Raw genomic sequence first — 16,511 nt, forward strand, 5'->3', positions numbered from 1 at the left:
CATACCTATGACTATCCAGTTATGAAAAAAGCCAGCTAAAACCTATAACGATTTTGCTGGCTACTTATTTAACTATTGGAGAAGGCGGTATTGCCCCACTACATTTGTAGTTTTGCAACACCGCCTTTTTTTGACACGTTTTTTGACATAAAGTTGAATCTTCATTTGCATTATAAGGCAGTTCTGTAAAATAGTTGATGCTTTCTGAAAATGATGAAGGAAAATGTAGTTAAAAGTAGAATAATTTGTTTAACAGCCGTTGATTACTTTATCAAAAATGATGTAAATCTGATCTTAGCAGTATTTCCATCAGAGAAGGGAAATATGGAATCATCACATTTTTTTTCAGTTTTATTTTTCTTTTCTTGTGTAATGAGCAGCTCTCTTGGGGCCTATACACTTTATCTTGACCCGAAAGCCGGATTGAACAAAGCTTTTTTTGTACTGTGTATTTCCTTGAGTCTATGGGCTTTCGGGTTTTCCATTTGCGTTTCTGCCCAGAATCAAGAACTTAGCTTAATCTGGCGTAGGATCTCAGTCGTTGGTTGGGGTTCGTTTTTCAGTATCCTGCTTCATTTCAGTTTAATTCTAACCGAGAAAAAAAATTTGTTAAACAAATGGTGGCTATACCTGCTGCTTTATTTCCCCTCCGTCCTGACAATGTATATTTATGGGATCTCCGGTTCTGCGGAATCTAAGTATAAATTAATTCATACGGTCAATGGCTGGATTAATGTTCCGAATAGTGGCTTTAATTCTTTCTTCAATTATTATTATATTATTTTCTGCATTGTTTCCGCAGGAATGATTTGGTTATGGGGGAGAAGAGCTTCTGCCCGGAGTAGTAAGAAAAAGGCAAGGCTCATCCTATCTTGGATTATTGCAACCTTAATCTTTGCATCCTTTACGGATATTGTCGCCAGCACTTTTTGGAAAATGCCGCTTCCCCAATTGGCTCCTTTTATTATCTCGATGTCGCTCATCGTCATTTACTACGCTATTAAAAAATACGGACTGATGAAGCCTGAGAAGATCATCAATGCTGAGGAAACCATCTTAAATGAATCCACCCGCGGCAATATTATCAGCTATATGGCCTTTGCTATGTTTGCCTGCGGCGTTATTAATTTTGTTTCGTTTTTTCTTTTTAACATGACGAACGATTTAACGCCTGTCATATTGACAAGTATTGCTGTCCTTTTTCTAGGACTTGTCATTTTGTTCGTGAAGTGGATGCCTATCGCGGAAAATAAAAAAGATATTATTTATTTTGTGGTGAATGTTCTGGCCATTCCAATTTTTACTTTAAGGTTTATTGAAACCGGGAGTATTACGGTTTGGGCGTTTCCTATTATTTTTGTAATTATTGCCCTGGTGTTCAATCAACGCATTATCTTAGCTTCATTGGGAGTCTCCATCATATCTACCCAGATTCTGGGCTGGTTCATCACGCCAAAGGTTAACGTTGAGATAAATGCTCAAGACTATTTGGCAAGAATCTTATTTTTCCTTGTCGTTCTTTGGTTGGCTTTCTATGTCAATAAACTGTATATTCGCAGACTGAGAGAAAACGCTGAGCAGATAAAACTGCAGAAATTAATCTCGAAGATTTCTTCGGATTTCATCACAGCAAATCAAATGAATTTAGAGCAGAAAATCAATCAGGCGCTTGAGGAATGCGGACGGTTTTTTGAGATGGACAGGGCATGGATTTATTTACTGGACAGGGAGCAACATCGCGTTACCCTTCCGTTTGCTTGGTACCGGCATGGTCTTATTGTCAGCGAAGCGATAGAATGCCCGGGAGCGGAAGACTCGATCCTCATGAATCAGATATCAGAGGGTAAAATTATTCATACAAAATCAGAAATTTGCCTACCCATTGCTGGAAACGGTCAGATATTAGGCTCATTTGGGATTGATTCCCGCAGAATCCCTAAAAAATGGCGTGAAGACCAGATTGATTTACTCAAGGTCATTGCAAATATTTTGGGAGACGCTCTGACGAAAGTCCAGGCGGAAAGAGAAATTAAACAATTAGCCTACTATGATCATTTAACGAAGCTACCCAACCGGGTATTGTTCCAGGACAGGGTTACGCAAGCGATCCACCAAGCCGGCCGGATTCAAAAGATGCTCGCGGTGATTTTCCTGGATCTTGATTCTTTCAAAACGGTTAATGATACTTTGGGCCATGAAGGCGGGGACGAACTGATCACTAAAGTCGGGCAGGAATTATTGGAATGTACCCGCAAAACCGACACAGTATCCCGTTTTGGCGGCGATGAATTTCTGATTTTGCTGAATAATATTTCCGACTATCAAGATGTTATGGCCATTGCCGATAAAATAATGGGTTTATTCAAAGAACCGGCGGTACTAAGAGGTAAGGAATTCTTTGTTACAGCAAGTGCAGGGATTGCGCTATATCCTATTGATGGACAAGATACAGAAACGTTGATTATAAACTCGGATATTGCAATGTATAAGGCCAAAGAGAAAGGGAAAAACCAGTATGCCCTCTGTTCTTCCGAGATGAAAGAGGACATTCGGAATAAAATGATACTGAAAAACAGTCTGTTCCGAGCTTTAGAACGCGAAGAATTGTTGGTGTATTACCAGCCCCAGGTCCATCTTCCGGAAGCAAAAATCATCGGAATGGAAGCTTTGTTAAGATGGAAGCATCCGGAGTTGGGAATGGTATCCCCGGCAGTATTCATCCCGATTGCCGAGCAAAGTGGGATCATTAACACGATCGGAGAATGGGTACTTAAAACAGCTTGCCGGCAAAATAAGATCTGGCAGGAAAAAGGATATCCTCCGGTGCGGATGTCTGTTAATATTTCGGTAAATCAACTTCGCAACCCGAATATTGTTGGTCAGATCGCAAATGTCCTTCAAGAAACCGGACTTCAACCCAAGTATCTGGAATTGGAAATTACAGAAGGTTCTGCGATAAATGAAGCAAATATTATTCAGGTTTTAAACGATTTTAAGAAGTTAGGGATTACCATCTCTATCGACGACTTTGGCACAGAATACTCCTCTTTAAACAGGCTGAAAAATTTGCCGATCGATCGATTGAAAATGGATATGCATTTTGTTCACGGTATTGAAAAAGATGAAAAAGACAGAGCAATCACCAAAGTCATCATAAATCTTGCTAAAAATCTAGACCTGGAGGTTATTGCCGAAGGGGTGGAAACCGAGAAACAAGTACAATTCTTAAGTCAGAACATGTGCGACGAGGTTCAGGGTTATTATTTCTACCGACCAATGCCTGCTGAGGAAATCGAAGAATTATTAAGAAAACCATGCGCCAATATCCTATAGATACATAGTCTTTCTACAAAATCAACTCCACCCACCGATTGTTTTCGCTGTAAATTCCTCATGTACTTTCTTCAGCAAGACCGGGATACTCAGCGCCTGTGGGCAATGTTCCTCACAGATTCCGCAAGAAATACACTGATCAGCTCCGGAACCGGAGGGGAGCAGACTTTCCCTGTACATCCCTTTGTCTACCCAATGCGTTTTCATGAGCTGGTGGCTGTTGTAGAGTCTGAATATTTCAGGAATGCTTACGCCTTGGGGACAAGGCATACAATAGCTGCAGCTTGTACAGCCGATGCTGTTATTGGACTCGAAAGCTTCCCGGATTTTTTTGATCAGATTTTGGTCGGCCTCGGACATTACGTTGACTGCAGATTCATCAAAGATCCGCAAATTGTCCTTCAACTGCTCCAGCGTACTGGCGCCACTAAGAATCACGGAAACCTCAGGCATATTGTAAAGCCAGCGGAAACACCACGCGACCAAGGATCTCTTCTCCGGATATTGATGAACCAAATCAGCGACTGCTTCGGGAACGTTAGCCAGCATGTAGCCGCCCCTTAACGGTTCCATGATAACAACCGCCAGACCCTTTCCTGCCGCATATCTCAACCCCTCAATCCCGGCCTGCTGATTTTCATCCAGAATATTCAGCTGAATTTGTGCCATCTCCCAGTCAAAGGCATCCACGACCTGTTTGAATGCCGGCAGTGTCCCATGAAAAGAAAAACTCTTGTGCAGTATTTTACCCTTTTGGACCATTTTATCAAGGAAAGTAAGACCATCAAAATGATTGACTTTCTCCCAGTTGTCATGGTTCATGTTGTGGAGAAGATACATGTCAATATGATCGGTTCCCAAGCGTTTCAGCTCTTCATCCAAGTATTTCTCGAAGTCTCCGTGTTTGCCGATTTTCCATATGGGGCTTTTGGTGGCGATCAACGCCTTATTCCGATAGCCCCCTTGAAGCGCTTTCCCGGTAATCATTTCACTGTTTGGATAGATGTAAGCGGTGTCCAGGTAATTGACTCCGTGATCTACCGCATACCGCACCATTTCTATCGCTTCTTTTTCACTTTTCGGGAATCGCATACAGCCAAGCCCCAGCCTTGAAACTTGGAGTCCCGTTTTTCCTAGTAGCGTATATTGCATGATATTACACTCCATTTTATCTTCATTCTTTGTTATACCCTATTGCGTTATTTACTAAGCATCTCTTTAATTTTCTTCCACAGTCCGGTGCCAACCATATTATCGGCAACTTTTATGATTTCCTGGACTTTAATCAGGATATCACCCTCACCGGCCCAGTGCCTGCGGACAACTTCCGGGTTCGTGTTATTAATAATGGTGTTCAGGACATAAGCAGCCACGGATATATCGTCAACAAATCCTACCGGTCCTACAAAAAGCTCAGGGATTAAATCAATCGGTGAGACAAAATAAGCAATCGCAATCGCCAGTTTTGCTTTATCGTCTACGTTGACTTCCTTGTCTATAGTCAATTTGCACAGAAGATGAAATAAGTCGGGGGCAATCAGGATATACTCTGCATACTTATTCGTTTTACCTTCCTCACTTGTGAAGTAATCCTTGATCTTTTTCCTTAGAGATTGATAAAAATCATTATGGTCGTTCTCATGGTCGTTCCTCATTTGGTCACTCATGATCTAACCTCTTTTCGTTATTTTTCGTTATTTTATGTACAACAGAATATTTTATAGGCGTCGTCTTTTATTGCTTTTATTGTAGCTTCTTTCTCTAACAATTGCACCAAGGTTTCAAAGGGTATTTTCCTGTCCATGACGAATATCTTCTTAACCGACAATAAACTCTTACGCTTGGAGAAGGTAAATCATGAAAATCACTGACAAGAAGCTTCTTACGATTACCGTCCTATTGCTCATAAGTACCTTGATCCTTTCCGCTTGCAGCTTTAAAAACAATTCTTCTGCTCCTTCGGCTGCAGTTTCCTCCGCTGGAACCAATAACACCAGTGATCAGGAAGTGGTTTCAAACTTAATTATGAAAGGTACAGGTCTCAGAGAGATCTCTTATCATCTTGTAACAACGAATGCGGGAGTATCTTCCGAAAGCAACGTTTGGTTTAAAGATACCAAAATGAAAACGGATACGATTACGAATGGGCAAAGAACGGTCTCCATCTTCGATTTAGAAAAGGGAGAAATCGTTTCCTACCGGCCAGGACAAATTGTGGCTGCCAAGGTAAATATTAACGAATATAAAGGGAATGACAATATTACCCCCATGGACTATTCACTGGCATTAGATACAGATGAAAATGCTGATGTAAGTTACCAAATCATCGGAACACAAACGCTTAACGGATTGGAATGCAAAATAATTTCTGTAACCAGCGGCCAAGGGAATTATAAAGATTGGTTAAGCACAAAATACGGAATCGTCATTAAGTTTGAACTGGTTCAGGACGGGCAGACCAATACCTCAGAATATACAGACATTAAAGTCGGTGCAGGTTCCATCCCCGAAGGTACATTTGACTTACCGAAAGAGATTCTTATTCAATAAATCCCATGAGGATTTCCATGACTTCTTCCAAATACTTTTAGGAATTTTTTACCGGTATAATGATTGAAATTCTGAGGTATCCTATTTAAGGTTAAAGAAAAGGGAACCGTATTCTCTCACGGTTCCCTTCCGGCTTATAATCATTTGCTCTCGAAAATCAGTCTTAACGCATGCCGAGGCTTTCAAAAGTCTTCTTCACCATGTATCCACCTACGGAACCATTTTGTCTAGCAGATGTATCAGGGCCTAAGTTTACACCCATTGAACTAGCTGCCTGACTCTTGTCTATAGGAAGTCTATATTTTGCCATTACTTTTTCCCTCCTTTCCTTTTTGGAATGTACACTTATTATTAACATATTTACCTTTTCTACACTGGCAGTTTTTGTTATAGATCATATAGTCAAAAAAGACCGGCACTCTTGATACTGCCCCCTGAATATATTGACATTAAACGAAGATGCTTTTGGGCGGGTGGTATCCTATGAATGCTGTGGATCGTATATCCAAAGCTTTTCAATCTGCTGAAGAAATCCCTGTTGACGATTCCTCGAAGATGATTTTAATGAGTGATGTCCATAGGGGGGACGGCAGCTGGGCTGACGATTTTTCCGGGAATGAGAATCTGTATTTTGCAGCGTTAACGCATTATTATAAGGAACAGTACACGTATATCGAGCTTGGTGACGGTGACGAACTGTGGAAGTATAAAAACATGTCGGACATCGTGCCTGTTCATAAGGATACATTTTCACTCCTGCAAAAATATTATAATGAAGGCCGCCTTTATTTCATTTACGGAAACCATGACATGGTCAAAAGCAATGATCATTTTGTACAGAAATGCTTTAACCGGTACTATGATGCCGAGGAAAACCGTCACGTTCCTTTATTTGAGAATGTTAAATTTCACGAGGGGCTCGTTTTACGGTATAAGGATTCAGACCGAAAAATTCTTTTGATCCATGGGCACCAAGGCAGTATGTTGGACTATACGTTTTGGGGGTTAAGAAGATTTCTGGTCAGATATGTATGGAAGAAACTTGAGTTGTTCGGTTTTAAAGACCCCACCAGTACAGCCAAAAATTATCATAAGAAGGATTCTATAGAACAAAACCTTACTGAATGGGTCAATCAGGAAAAGCACATGCTGATTGCCGGTCACACCCATAGGCCCATGTTCCCTGATGCGGGGAAACCGCTATATTTTAATGACGGCAGTTGTGTTCATCCGCGTTCGATCACAGGCATAGAGATCGCGGAAGGCAATATTACACTGGTTAAATGGAATATCAAAACCAAGGATAACGGTACCTTGTATATAGGCCGGGAAGTTCTTGCAGGACCCAGAGACTTAAAGGGATACCTTTAAGTCTCTGGTCTTTCCTCTTATTTTGTATCGTCATGATATTTACAAGCTCCGCACTTGCGCCAACCGAAACCATGACGCCGATCATTGACAGCGTCCGCTCCTTATTGATGACTGGGACTGTAAGTAACGCCGTTGGATAGCGATTTAAAATAACCTATCCTTCATTTGGGGCTAAGTGGTGTTACAGCCCTTTTGTATTGGCTGCCGGAGCTATCAGAGCATATTTCTGATGCTTTCCGCCGTATGCCGCTGAAAATTGAAATCCCGGAATGTTTCTTGACGCGACGCTCCAAGCGCAGATCCAGCTGATTGATCAATGGCTGCTTTAAGATCCGCCTTCAGGCTCTGATCCGTTGTTTCCTGGTATAAGGTGTAGATGTACGGGACCGCTGCATCAGACAAGCCGGACAAAGCCTGCACATCGAGATTCTCCAGGGTTCCGTTACTGTACCTGTCAATATTATAGGCAGCGATTCGGCCGTCGATGTTCCCGTAGCTCAGGATCATGAAAAACACTACAAATCCGACCAGCATGATCCTGGCTGCGTTAAATTTTTTAAACTGTCTGACGGCAATCACCGCAAACAGAAAGAGCAGCACAAGCATAAACCAAGTCGTATAGACACGCAGCGGGGTCAAACCAAAATAATGGATGTACATCACCATCTTGCTAATGGCCGTAATGATCAACATCAGGGTGAAAAGGCATAAAATGGCTGTTTCTATTTGCAGAATCCTCACCTTGTCCCTTTTCACAATAAGATGGGCCACCGTAATCACGACCATATTGATCCCGGCTACCGCACAAAGTTCAAAAAAACCTCTGCGGGCATACTCCGCATGCGTCATGAGTTCCGGGAGACGGTCATTGAATGCCGAGAAAAGATAGGTGATCTGAGAAAGAAAAAAAACCACAAAGACAAGATTCAACGCTGTCAAGGCGGTGTATACGGTCACTCCCGGGGAAAAACGGAAAGCAGCGGCCGTTTTGTCAACAGTCTCGATGGTGACATATCCCGTATTCCTCCCATGCCGGTCGCCGTAAATCAATCCGTACAGATAACAGGCGACGGGAATTCCCATCAATATCTGGACGATAATATTCATCGATACCGAAAACTGCAGATTGGCGATCATCCCTGCGAAAACAGCATCGGCTCGTGTCAATAGGTTGATGACTGCGGCCAGGATCGGAATCATCACAAGAATACCAACCGCGCCGGCCAGAAGGGATTTCCCCTTTTGATTTCTGCCAAACAGTCTCTTGACCGCGCCAAAGCAGCAGGCAAAATTGCGGAATGGGATGACCAAAACCTGATTAAAAAGATCGCCCAGGATATAGGCGGAGATCCTTTTCTCCAGGTTTCTGCCCGTAAACAGGCTGATCCAATAGATGACAGCGGCTGTAAGAAAGATAAAATTCAGTCCTTTGATCAGGATATTATCAAAAAGCAAAAAAACCAGGGACGACAGGATAATGACAATGAAACATAACCAGCTCGTTCTTGTTTGACGGAACTTACCTGATTTCAGATATAGGACGGTAGACAGACAGAATACTGCTGCAAATAAGGTAACACCCGCACCAAGACCGGCAGCCAGGATCAGATTCCAATATAAGAAGCCGCAGACCAGCATTGCCAATGCGAAAACAATATCACTCCTTGTATAGGTTGCCGTATCCGTACTGTTATTCATCTCCCTGTTATTCATCTTCCTGTTCTCCTTTCCGATACTCTAATAAATCTCCGGGCTGGCAATTCAGAACCTTGCAAACTTGTTCCAGGGTCGAAAAGCGGATAGCCTTTGCCTTATTGTTTTTTAGAATTGAAAGATTAGCCGGAGTGATTCCGATTTTATCCGCCAGCTCACCGGCAGAAATTTTTCTTTTTGCCATCATAACGTCGAGATTAACGACAATCAATGAGAATCCCTCCCCTAAATCGTAAAATCATTTTCTCTTTTGATAACAATCGCCTGTTCAAAAACATTTTTGATCACTCTCAGGATCAGCCCTAAAAAAGCGGCACAAACGGCTATAATCACAAAAAGAATATAATAAAATCCTGAGATGAACAAAATGGCGGAGACGACAAAACTGCACCATGACAACACCCGCAGGAGTTTGACATTTTTTTCTATAAACACTTCTTCCCGCCTGATGTTGGAAAGAAGCCTGCCAAGACAGATCAACGATAACATCCCCGGCAGAACACAGGCATAGACCGTTAGGAGCAAGGAATGAATGATTTCAGGATCTTTTCCTGTATAGTTTACATATGTAGGGATTAAATTCGGCATAGCAAAAGCTGCACATATGACCAGGACAATGGCGATCTTGGTACAAATGGAAGATAGTCTTACGGACTTACTTGGATTCCACATTGTATCATACCCTTTCTATCTATTTTGGTTCTATTGTAAATGGTATATTATTGTAAGTCAATATTAATTTATCATTTATCAATATATTTATGTTGTTTATAGATAAACTCAAACGACTAAATTGAAAACTTAATTGAAAGGCGAGATGCCATTTTGTAAATCAAAACGCGGTCTTTGTAACGAAAACAAAATGCAGCTTTGTAACCCACTTGCAGTTTGATTTACTCGTTCTTCTATGGAAAAAAATATTAAACAGATCATCAAAGCAAAATATTAACCAAAAAAAATAACCTTGGAATGACTTGAAAGTTCCAAGGTTATTCTTTTTAGTTCTTACTGTTTATGAAGTACTACGATGATCAAATTTATTTGTTCTTAGTTATAAGCGGATACAGAGCTCGAATTCATGATGGCAGCAAGGGCACTTTACTGTATGTTTGCCTTTTCGCCGCGGCAGCCGAAGTACTCTTTTACAGTGCGGGCATTTGCGGAAACGGTGGGTTTTAATTTCTTTGATTCGGCGCATCGTCAAAGAACCTTCAGCCTTAATCCTATTCCACATTTTCATGAATTTATCGTTTTCCTGGCGTCTTTTATAGATGTTCCGGGATAAGGTTCTGAAGATCATTCCAGCCAGAACAGCCCCCATCAAAATACTGATGATTCCTGAACGGATAAACGTATTGGCGATCAGTAATACAAACCAGACCCCAAGTAAAGCATAATACAACTGATCAATGCCGTACCGGCCAATCATCAAACGTGTCAGCTTATTTTTCAAATTACCCATTGCCCACACTCCTTACGCTATTTTCATCAACAGAACGGACAGCAAAGGTCCGCGATACATAAGCCAAAACAGAGTTTGTCCAGCGTGTCATTCGGCATGCCGAAGCCGCGTCTTTGTTGCTGATAAACGTGTCCGCCGCGTTGCAGCATATTCAAGATGCGTTGGTATTCCGGATTGCCGGGATTCATGCGTACGGCTGTTTCGGCGTGGTTCAGCGCAGTGATGATGTTGCCGATACCGGCATTGGCAACAGCACTGCAATAGTACCATTCGGCACTTCGGTCACTCATCCTGGCCAGAATATTCAACGCCTCGCGAAAATAGCCCAAATTGATATAGTGTTTTACCGAATCATACGCTGAGGAAGCATATTCTCGGGAAGCGTTGCTCCCGTTGTAATAGGTGTTTGGGTAGGGGTTTCCGCTTTTGATCTGTTCGTAAGCGGCATTGATTTCACTCATTTTTTTAGCCGCTTCCGCATTGCCGGGGTTCAGGTCCGGGTGGTATTTTTTGGCCAGTTTGCGATAGGCCTTTTTTATTTCATCATCCGCAGCCGTCTGAGGAACACCAAGTACTTGATAAGGATCGGATATCATTCTTTCTTATCTCCCCTTTACTTTCTTTTCGCTGCTTCATACCTTGTCCAAACGCCTGAATAGAGAATGTTTTCAATAAGGTTTTGATCGCGTTTGATTGGCAGTTGCCGGTATTTTTCCATACAGTCGGCCATAAGCAGATTTAATATTTGCGGAAAATGATCTGTTGACAACGCAGTCAGCGGATTATAGCATTCCTTTTGGATGTCCATTTTGAGATCAAGACAGGCATCCATAATGTAAATGAATTTGCCAAGCGATTCTCCAAAGTTACGTAAATCTTGGGCATCGTCATCTTCTTGGAAAACGAAGACTTCGCCCATGAGTCTGCCGAAACAACCTGCAGGAATATCCGGTTTCAGTTCCCCTGATTTTTCTATGTCGGAAAGGGTGTTCAAGCACTCACTGATGACAGCACATTGCCTGGGATGGCGGATGGCAGCCTGCCTGTATTTCTTTTCGAACAGCTTGGCTTCACCCAGCGACAGGATCTTCCGTTCGTCCTTCCAATCATCGAGAAATTTGAAATAAGTCAGGACAATACTCATATCGGCGGTATAATCTGAGATCTCGTTATGCCAATAGCAGTGAGGTTTGCGGGGATGCATGATGCATCGCCCGGTTTGAATGGTGGTATCTTTCTGATAAAGCGCGGAAAGGAACAGTACGAGGAAAGTCATGTCATAGTTTAGTGTGATACGGCTAAGGGTGCCGTGACGGTCTCCCAGCGTCTGGCATAAACCGCAGTAGCACGACCGATAGTGTAGTTTTTCTTCGGCAGTTAGCTTATCGATATTGGCGACGACATAACCGAACATATTTTTCACCTGACTTCATTCATATCATATTTAAATATAAATAAAAAAACCTTCACCCCCAAGGGCAAAGGTCTCGCTTACAATCAGTCAATTGCAATAAAGCCGGGATCGAAATCCGTCTTGACGACTTTATTATCCAGCTACTCCCCTTTGATTTACGATAACGCAATTATACCAGAAGGAAAATGTTGATGCAACTACGAATATTTTGTTTTGCGAAAATTTACTGCTAATATAAAAATGAATATAACCTCCATTTTCCCGGTAACTCAGAACAGCAGCGGACAAAAGGCTGCGTTCCCCCGAATTGCCATTATAAACAAAACTTGACCAAAACCGTTCCGCCGTACGCAGTATTCTGCCTTTGAAATCAGGATCTCTTCAGCCTGACTTCAAAGGCAGTTTTGTTGGACAACCCCGGCTGGTTAATACGGTATTGGTATACGGCATCATAGTAGAAATACCGCTGTTATGACCCCCGATCCGGCCGCGTTTGTCGCTGTTGCACCCGGCACTGTGAAATAGTTTGCGCTAATGCCTTCCAATGTATATCCTTCTTTCGGAACCAGCGTGATGGTCGCTGTGTATTGCTGGCCTTCCACAAAGGGGGCGTCGGCCGGCGTCCAGGTGACCGACCCGGTATACTGCTCCGTTTCGGTGGTCGCTGTCACAGGTGCCGCTCCCGGTGCAGGCGGTGTAACCCCGGCTATTTCCGAAATGTCGATGGTGGCTGCTGACGTTATAGGTGGTAACGCCTTGAACACTGCCGTAATGACCCCGGATCCTGCAGCATTATGCGCTGCTGCTCCCGGTACGGTGAAGAAGTTCGCACCGACGCCTTTTAAGGTATACCCTGCTTTAGGAACAAGCGTAATCGTCGCCGTGTATTCCTGGCCGTCAACAAAGGTACTGTCAGCAGGCGACCAGGTGATTGTTCCTGAATACTGCTCCGTTTGGATCGTTGTCACGGGTATCGCCCCCGGTTCAGGTGCAGTTACGCCGGATATTTCCGGTATATCGATCGCAGCTGCCGTAGACGGGGCCGCAAGGTGGGCTTTAACTTCCGGATCCAAGGAGGCAAGGACCGTGCTGTCCCAGACTTTATCAGTGGTTTTACCTAAAAGAAGGTTCTGAGCGACTTCTTTGGCTGCGTCTCTGTTTACCTCCCAGTAGCTTAACCCATCAAGATTAATTGCATCGCCGGGCAGTGTTTGGGTCACGATCGTTGCATCTTCAAAGGACTTGGCCGCCCCGGCGAGTTTTAGGAGATCTTTCAGAGACAAGTCTGTTTCCACAGCCTTCATTAATTCCGGAATCAGCTCGGGCAATTTTAATAGGGTGGCAGGCTGAAGCATTTTTTTACCCACAGCGGTCAGTACTTTCTGCTGCCTGGCGGTTCTCCCGATATCGGCGGTTGCGTCATGACGGAAACGGGCATATTGGAGCGCTTTTGTCCCGTCTAATTCCTGTACCCCGGCTTTTAGGTTGATATAGCCGTCCTCTTTATCCCCGGTCTCATATTTCATGTCTTTTTCCACGTCAATGGTGATCCCGTCCAGCGTATCGATCATATCCTTGAACCCATTAAAATTCGTCAGGACATACCCATCCAGCTCAATACCGGTCAGTTCGGTAACCTGTTTTTCCAGCTCCGGAATCCCTTTTAACATGGGAACGGCATTGATCTTACAATAGCTTTTTGATCCGGGGAGTGTTACCCGGGTGTCTCTCGGAATGGACAGTAAGGAAATAAGTTTCGTCTTCGGGTCAAAGCTGGCTACAATGATCGAGTCCGAATTGTAAGAACTTGCCCCTGGCCTTTTATCCGTCCCGATCAAAAGAATACTGACCCGATTGTTCAAATTCACACTGTCGCCGGGCAGATTGCCTCCTTTAGCGAAATAGAAGGCAAATGCTGCCGTCCCGGCAACAATGCCTGCGATTACCAGTGCTATGATCATAAAAACTTTTTTCAGTTTTTTCTTCTTTCTCTTTTTTTCAACCAATACATTCACCCCATTTTGATTTTGTGCCATAAAAAACATACCACTTATTACCGCATGTATCAATACCAATTTTTTGTTATTCTGCCAACCAAGCAATAAATTTTATCGCAGTATCCAACATTTCTTGCTTAGTGAAATCGATTTGATCTGATCTTTGAGATAGTACCATTATTCTCGGCATGCAATTTGAGAGATCGTTGGCAAATAATTTTTACAAAACCAGAGAAAACTAATGAATACTTACTCTTCTATAGGAGATTTAAAATGGATGAAAAACGAACAGCAAAATTAAAAAGGATCTACGAGCTGGAGAACCTTCAGATCCATTATTATCAGTCCCAATTGTCTGAAAGCGACGATCCGATATTTAACAAAGCTCTATTCAAAATCGTCGAAGCTGATAAAAAGCATGCTGAATTTTTTACTGAGCTTTTTCGTGAACATAACATAGACATCCCGCTAATCACAGCAAGTATTGCTGACATTGCCGGGAGCATTATCGGGGAGGCGATTGAATTAGCCGGGCAGGAAAATATCTGTAAGATTGGGTTTGCCTTAGAAAATCAGATGTTGGAAATATACGCTGACTTAGTAGAAGAAAACCTGAATTCAGATTTATTAGATAAGCTCATAGACTTTAAGATTGATAAGGAATTTCATGCCTTATGGCTGCAACACTATGCTCAGTATCTAAAACACCAAAAATCCCAAAAATCCTATAGTAATAATCTCATCCAAGATTCCGTTGAAGATCATCCAACCGTGAATATGAATGTACGTTTGATCTAGATAATTTAAATTTCAACAGTTAAACAAGAGATCTATAGACCTCAGGTATAACTTTTGGGAGAAACAAAACCGCTCATCGGCGGTTTTTTTTGTGCCATTTTCAAAATAAAAAGTTTTTGATCTTCAGTCAGGTAATCTAAAAAGCCAGCCTGAAGGTACTCGATTATAAAATTTGTCCTAGACAATGCTGTTGCCAACATAAATTGGTCATCCAGACCATTTCCATTACACTAGAAACACTATAAAATATACTTATATCTTTGTCCAAAGGCAAAAACAAAAATACTTCAAGCAAACATACGTTCTCATATCATCCATTATATGGTATAATAAGGACAGTAGGAAGTAACCTCAACTGAAAGGGGGTAAACCAGATGGATAACGATCAATTTCAGGAACTGGTACTGGATCAATTGGGTTCTCTTGGGAAAAGAATGGAACGACTTGATAACCGGCAGGATCGGTTTGAAGAAGGGCTGCAGCAACTTCACTTTGATCAGCAACAGCTCAAGACCGGTCAGCAGCAGCTTCACTCTGATCAACAAGAGCTCAAGGCAAGTCAGCAGAAACTTCACTCTAATCAGCAAGAGCTCAAGGCAAGTCAGCAGAAACTTCACTCTAATCAGCAAGAGCTCAAGGCAGGCGCCAGCAGAAACTTCACTCTAATCAGCAAGAGCTCAAGGCAGGCCAGCAGAAACTTCACTCTAATCAGCAAGAGCTCAAGGCAGGCCAGCAGCAAATCTGGACGAGTATAGATACAATTGCTGTTAGCCAAGAGCTGATGCAGCAGGACATACAAACGATTAAGGGGGACATCATCCATATGCGCCAAAGCCAAGCGCGTGTGGAGCATGATCTTTCTGGAAAAGTCAATGCTTTATTCGATTTCCGCGAGAGTCAGATCGAAACCAATCAACGTGTTTCTGAAAGACTAGAACGGCTTGAAGCTAAACGATAAATATTTTCTCTAAATTTATTTATTTTCTTAATTTTATATGAGGGCTTTTCTTTTTATAACCGTTTAATTTACCTTGATTAAGAAGAAATTTTTCCGTTGAAATATGTCAGGTCACCTTCCGGATAATGCCAGACTGCCTTTAAAATGGTCGGTTTGAAAATGCCGTTCTCATTCCTCTCATAACCTTCATATACCGCCGACCAGGGGATGCTTTGCTTACTGCCGTCAAAACCTACAGCCATTCGGTCATTGGTGGTAAATTCAAACATTTTTCCCACTTCATTGAAGGTAAAGATGCCGCTCGCACTTATACCGAAGGAAGTAATCGACGCTTTGGCATGCGTATCGTCAATCGCTTCCCAAGTGATGTAGTCTTGTAAGGCAATGTTCGGTACATACAAACTCTCTGCGAGAACCGTTACCAGACAGGCCTTATCCATTTCGACACCTTTTTGGTCAAACAGCGTAAAGGCTTTGGCGATCACGCCTTTCATGGAGCCCACGCCCTGATTGTAGCTGTCGAAGCCCTGAAAAGGTATTCCGTACATCGCACTGTCAATGAAAGCCAAGCGGTTCGGCGTTTCAACAAAGTTGTACTGCGTATAGTCAATGGTAAGCGTTGCCTTATCCACGCCGGTGGAGAAAGGTACATCTTTAAATTCGGTTTTCATCCAGGACATTTTGGAAGTACCGATATAGCCGCAGTGATTAAAATATTTTTGTACAGGCTCAGGCAGATGGGCGATATCCTGCTGCGAAAACATTTCTGTTTCCGGTCGGGTCTCGGAAATAAGCTGGGCAGCCGTCTTATTAAAGTCTGATTTTAAAGACGAATAAGGTTGGATAAAGTAAACGACGGCCAGCAAAATAATCGCTGCAAGAATACCTGTAACAACACCTAACGTTATCATTTTT

General features: G+C 42.6%; 18 protein-coding genes. 6 read left to right on the forward strand and 12 right to left on the reverse strand.

Going from position 1 to position 16,511, the window contains the following annotated elements; translation table 11 throughout:
- Window positions 1–324 precede the first annotated feature (324 nt).
- Window positions 325–3,333 (forward strand): EAL domain-containing protein, encoded by a 3,009-nt coding sequence (locus A7D23_RS09290; RefSeq protein ID WP_242871513.1) that lies wholly within the window; start codon window positions 325–327, stop codon window positions 3,331–3,333.
- Between the two features lie 21 nt (window positions 3,334–3,354).
- Here the strand turns inward: A7D23_RS09290 and A7D23_RS09295 are convergent, their stop codons facing one another.
- Both A7D23_RS09295 and A7D23_RS09300 read right to left on the reverse strand, forming a co-directional pair.
- Window positions 3,355–4,485, reverse strand: coding sequence for an aldo/keto reductase (locus tag A7D23_RS09295; RefSeq protein ID WP_025205232.1), 1,131 nt, complete (start codon window positions 4,483–4,485; stop codon window positions 3,355–3,357).
- Between the two features lie 47 nt (window positions 4,486–4,532).
- The gene (locus A7D23_RS09300; RefSeq protein ID WP_025205231.1) at window positions 4,533–5,000 is read right to left on the reverse strand and encodes a DUF1232 domain-containing protein; all 468 of its coding nucleotides are present in this window, start codon (window positions 4,998–5,000) and stop codon (window positions 4,533–4,535) included.
- 190 nt (window positions 5,001–5,190) lie between these two features.
- Between A7D23_RS09300 and A7D23_RS09305 the strand changes: the two genes are divergently transcribed.
- Complete coding sequence (locus A7D23_RS09305; protein WP_025205230.1) at window positions 5,191–5,883, forward strand: DUF4412 domain-containing protein; 693 nt, start codon at window positions 5,191–5,193, stop codon at window positions 5,881–5,883.
- Between the two features lie 163 nt (window positions 5,884–6,046).
- Here A7D23_RS09305 and A7D23_RS09310 read toward each other — a convergent pair whose 3' ends face one another.
- Window positions 6,047–6,193 carry a small, acid-soluble spore protein, alpha/beta type gene (locus tag A7D23_RS09310; protein ID WP_019225711.1) on the reverse strand — a complete coding sequence of 49 codons (147 nt, stop codon included), beginning with the start codon at window positions 6,191–6,193 and terminating at the stop codon, window positions 6,047–6,049.
- 173 nt (window positions 6,194–6,366) lie between these two features.
- On the opposite strand from A7D23_RS09310, the gene A7D23_RS09315 reads away from it, so the two are divergent.
- Window positions 6,367–7,254, forward strand: coding sequence for a metallophosphoesterase family protein (locus A7D23_RS09315; protein WP_025205229.1), 888 nt, complete (start codon window positions 6,367–6,369; stop codon window positions 7,252–7,254).
- Between the two features lie 213 nt (window positions 7,255–7,467).
- On the opposite strand, the gene A7D23_RS09320 is transcribed toward A7D23_RS09315, so the two are convergent.
- The 7 genes from A7D23_RS09320 to A7D23_RS09350 all read right to left on the reverse strand — a co-directional run bounded on the left by A7D23_RS09320 (window position 7,468) and on the right by A7D23_RS09350 (window position 13,879).
- Complete coding sequence (locus tag A7D23_RS09320; RefSeq protein WP_019225713.1) at window positions 7,468–8,967, reverse strand: DUF4173 domain-containing protein; 1,500 nt, start codon at window positions 8,965–8,967, stop codon at window positions 7,468–7,470.
- Window positions 8,960–9,178 carry a helix-turn-helix transcriptional regulator gene (locus tag A7D23_RS09325; RefSeq protein WP_019225714.1) on the reverse strand — a complete coding sequence of 73 codons (219 nt, stop codon included), beginning with the start codon at window positions 9,176–9,178 and terminating at the stop codon, window positions 8,960–8,962. The genes A7D23_RS09320 and A7D23_RS09325 overlap by 8 nt, the downstream gene beginning before the upstream one ends.
- A 14-nt stretch (window positions 9,179–9,192) precedes the next feature.
- Window positions 9,193–9,639, reverse strand: a complete 447-nt coding sequence (locus tag A7D23_RS09330; protein ID WP_019225715.1) for a DUF2975 domain-containing protein — start codon at window positions 9,637–9,639, stop codon at window positions 9,193–9,195.
- A 379-nt stretch (window positions 9,640–10,018) separates the two neighbouring features.
- Window positions 10,019–10,429 carry a Zn-finger containing protein gene (locus tag A7D23_RS09335; protein ID WP_019225716.1) on the reverse strand — a complete coding sequence of 137 codons (411 nt, stop codon included), beginning with the start codon at window positions 10,427–10,429 and terminating at the stop codon, window positions 10,019–10,021.
- A gap of 26 nt (window positions 10,430–10,455) precedes the next feature.
- Window positions 10,456–11,025, reverse strand: a complete 570-nt coding sequence (locus A7D23_RS09340) for a DnaJ domain-containing protein (protein WP_019225717.1) — start codon at window positions 11,023–11,025, stop codon at window positions 10,456–10,458.
- A 17-nt stretch (window positions 11,026–11,042) separates the two neighbouring features.
- Entirely contained in the window at window positions 11,043–11,843 is an 801-nt protein-coding gene (locus A7D23_RS09345) for a DUF5685 family protein (protein ID WP_019225718.1), read from the reverse strand.
- Between the two features lie 449 nt (window positions 11,844–12,292).
- Window positions 12,293–13,879 (reverse strand): LCP family protein, encoded by a 1,587-nt coding sequence (locus A7D23_RS09350; protein ID WP_019225719.1) that lies wholly within the window; start codon window positions 13,877–13,879, stop codon window positions 12,293–12,295.
- Between the two features lie 234 nt (window positions 13,880–14,113).
- Between A7D23_RS09350 and A7D23_RS09355 the strand changes: the two genes are divergently transcribed.
- Window positions 14,114–14,638, forward strand: coding sequence for a hypothetical protein (locus A7D23_RS09355; protein ID WP_019225720.1), 525 nt, complete (start codon window positions 14,114–14,116; stop codon window positions 14,636–14,638).
- A gap of 41 nt (window positions 14,639–14,679) precedes the next feature.
- On the opposite strand, the gene A7D23_RS16405 is transcribed toward A7D23_RS09355, so the two are convergent.
- Window positions 14,680–14,838: a hypothetical protein gene (locus A7D23_RS16405; RefSeq protein WP_019225721.1), complete on the reverse strand. Its 159-nt coding sequence runs from the start codon at window positions 14,836–14,838 to the stop codon at window positions 14,680–14,682.
- Window positions 14,839–15,012: 174 nt separating this feature from the next.
- On the opposite strand from A7D23_RS16405, the gene A7D23_RS15855 reads away from it, so the two are divergent.
- Together A7D23_RS15855 and A7D23_RS16560 are read left to right on the forward strand one after the other, a co-directional pair.
- Window positions 15,013–15,393, forward strand: coding sequence for a hypothetical protein (locus A7D23_RS15855; RefSeq protein WP_026071860.1), 381 nt, complete (start codon window positions 15,013–15,015; stop codon window positions 15,391–15,393).
- A 68-nt stretch (window positions 15,394–15,461) separates the two neighbouring features.
- Entirely contained in the window at window positions 15,462–15,596 is a 135-nt protein-coding gene (locus A7D23_RS16560) for a hypothetical protein (RefSeq protein ID WP_019225722.1), read from the forward strand.
- 77 nt (window positions 15,597–15,673) lie between these two features.
- Here the strand turns inward: A7D23_RS16560 and A7D23_RS09370 are convergent, their stop codons facing one another.
- Window positions 15,674–16,507 carry a DUF6544 family protein gene (locus A7D23_RS09370; RefSeq protein ID WP_026071861.1) on the reverse strand — a complete coding sequence of 278 codons (834 nt, stop codon included), beginning with the start codon at window positions 16,505–16,507 and terminating at the stop codon, window positions 15,674–15,676.
- Between the last annotated feature and the right edge of the window lie 4 nt (window positions 16,508–16,511).

This window comes from Dehalobacter sp. TeCB1 (genome assembly GCF_001707455.1).
GTDB classification, from domain to species: Bacteria; Bacillota; Desulfitobacteriia; order Desulfitobacteriales; family Syntrophobotulaceae; genus Dehalobacter; species Dehalobacter restrictus.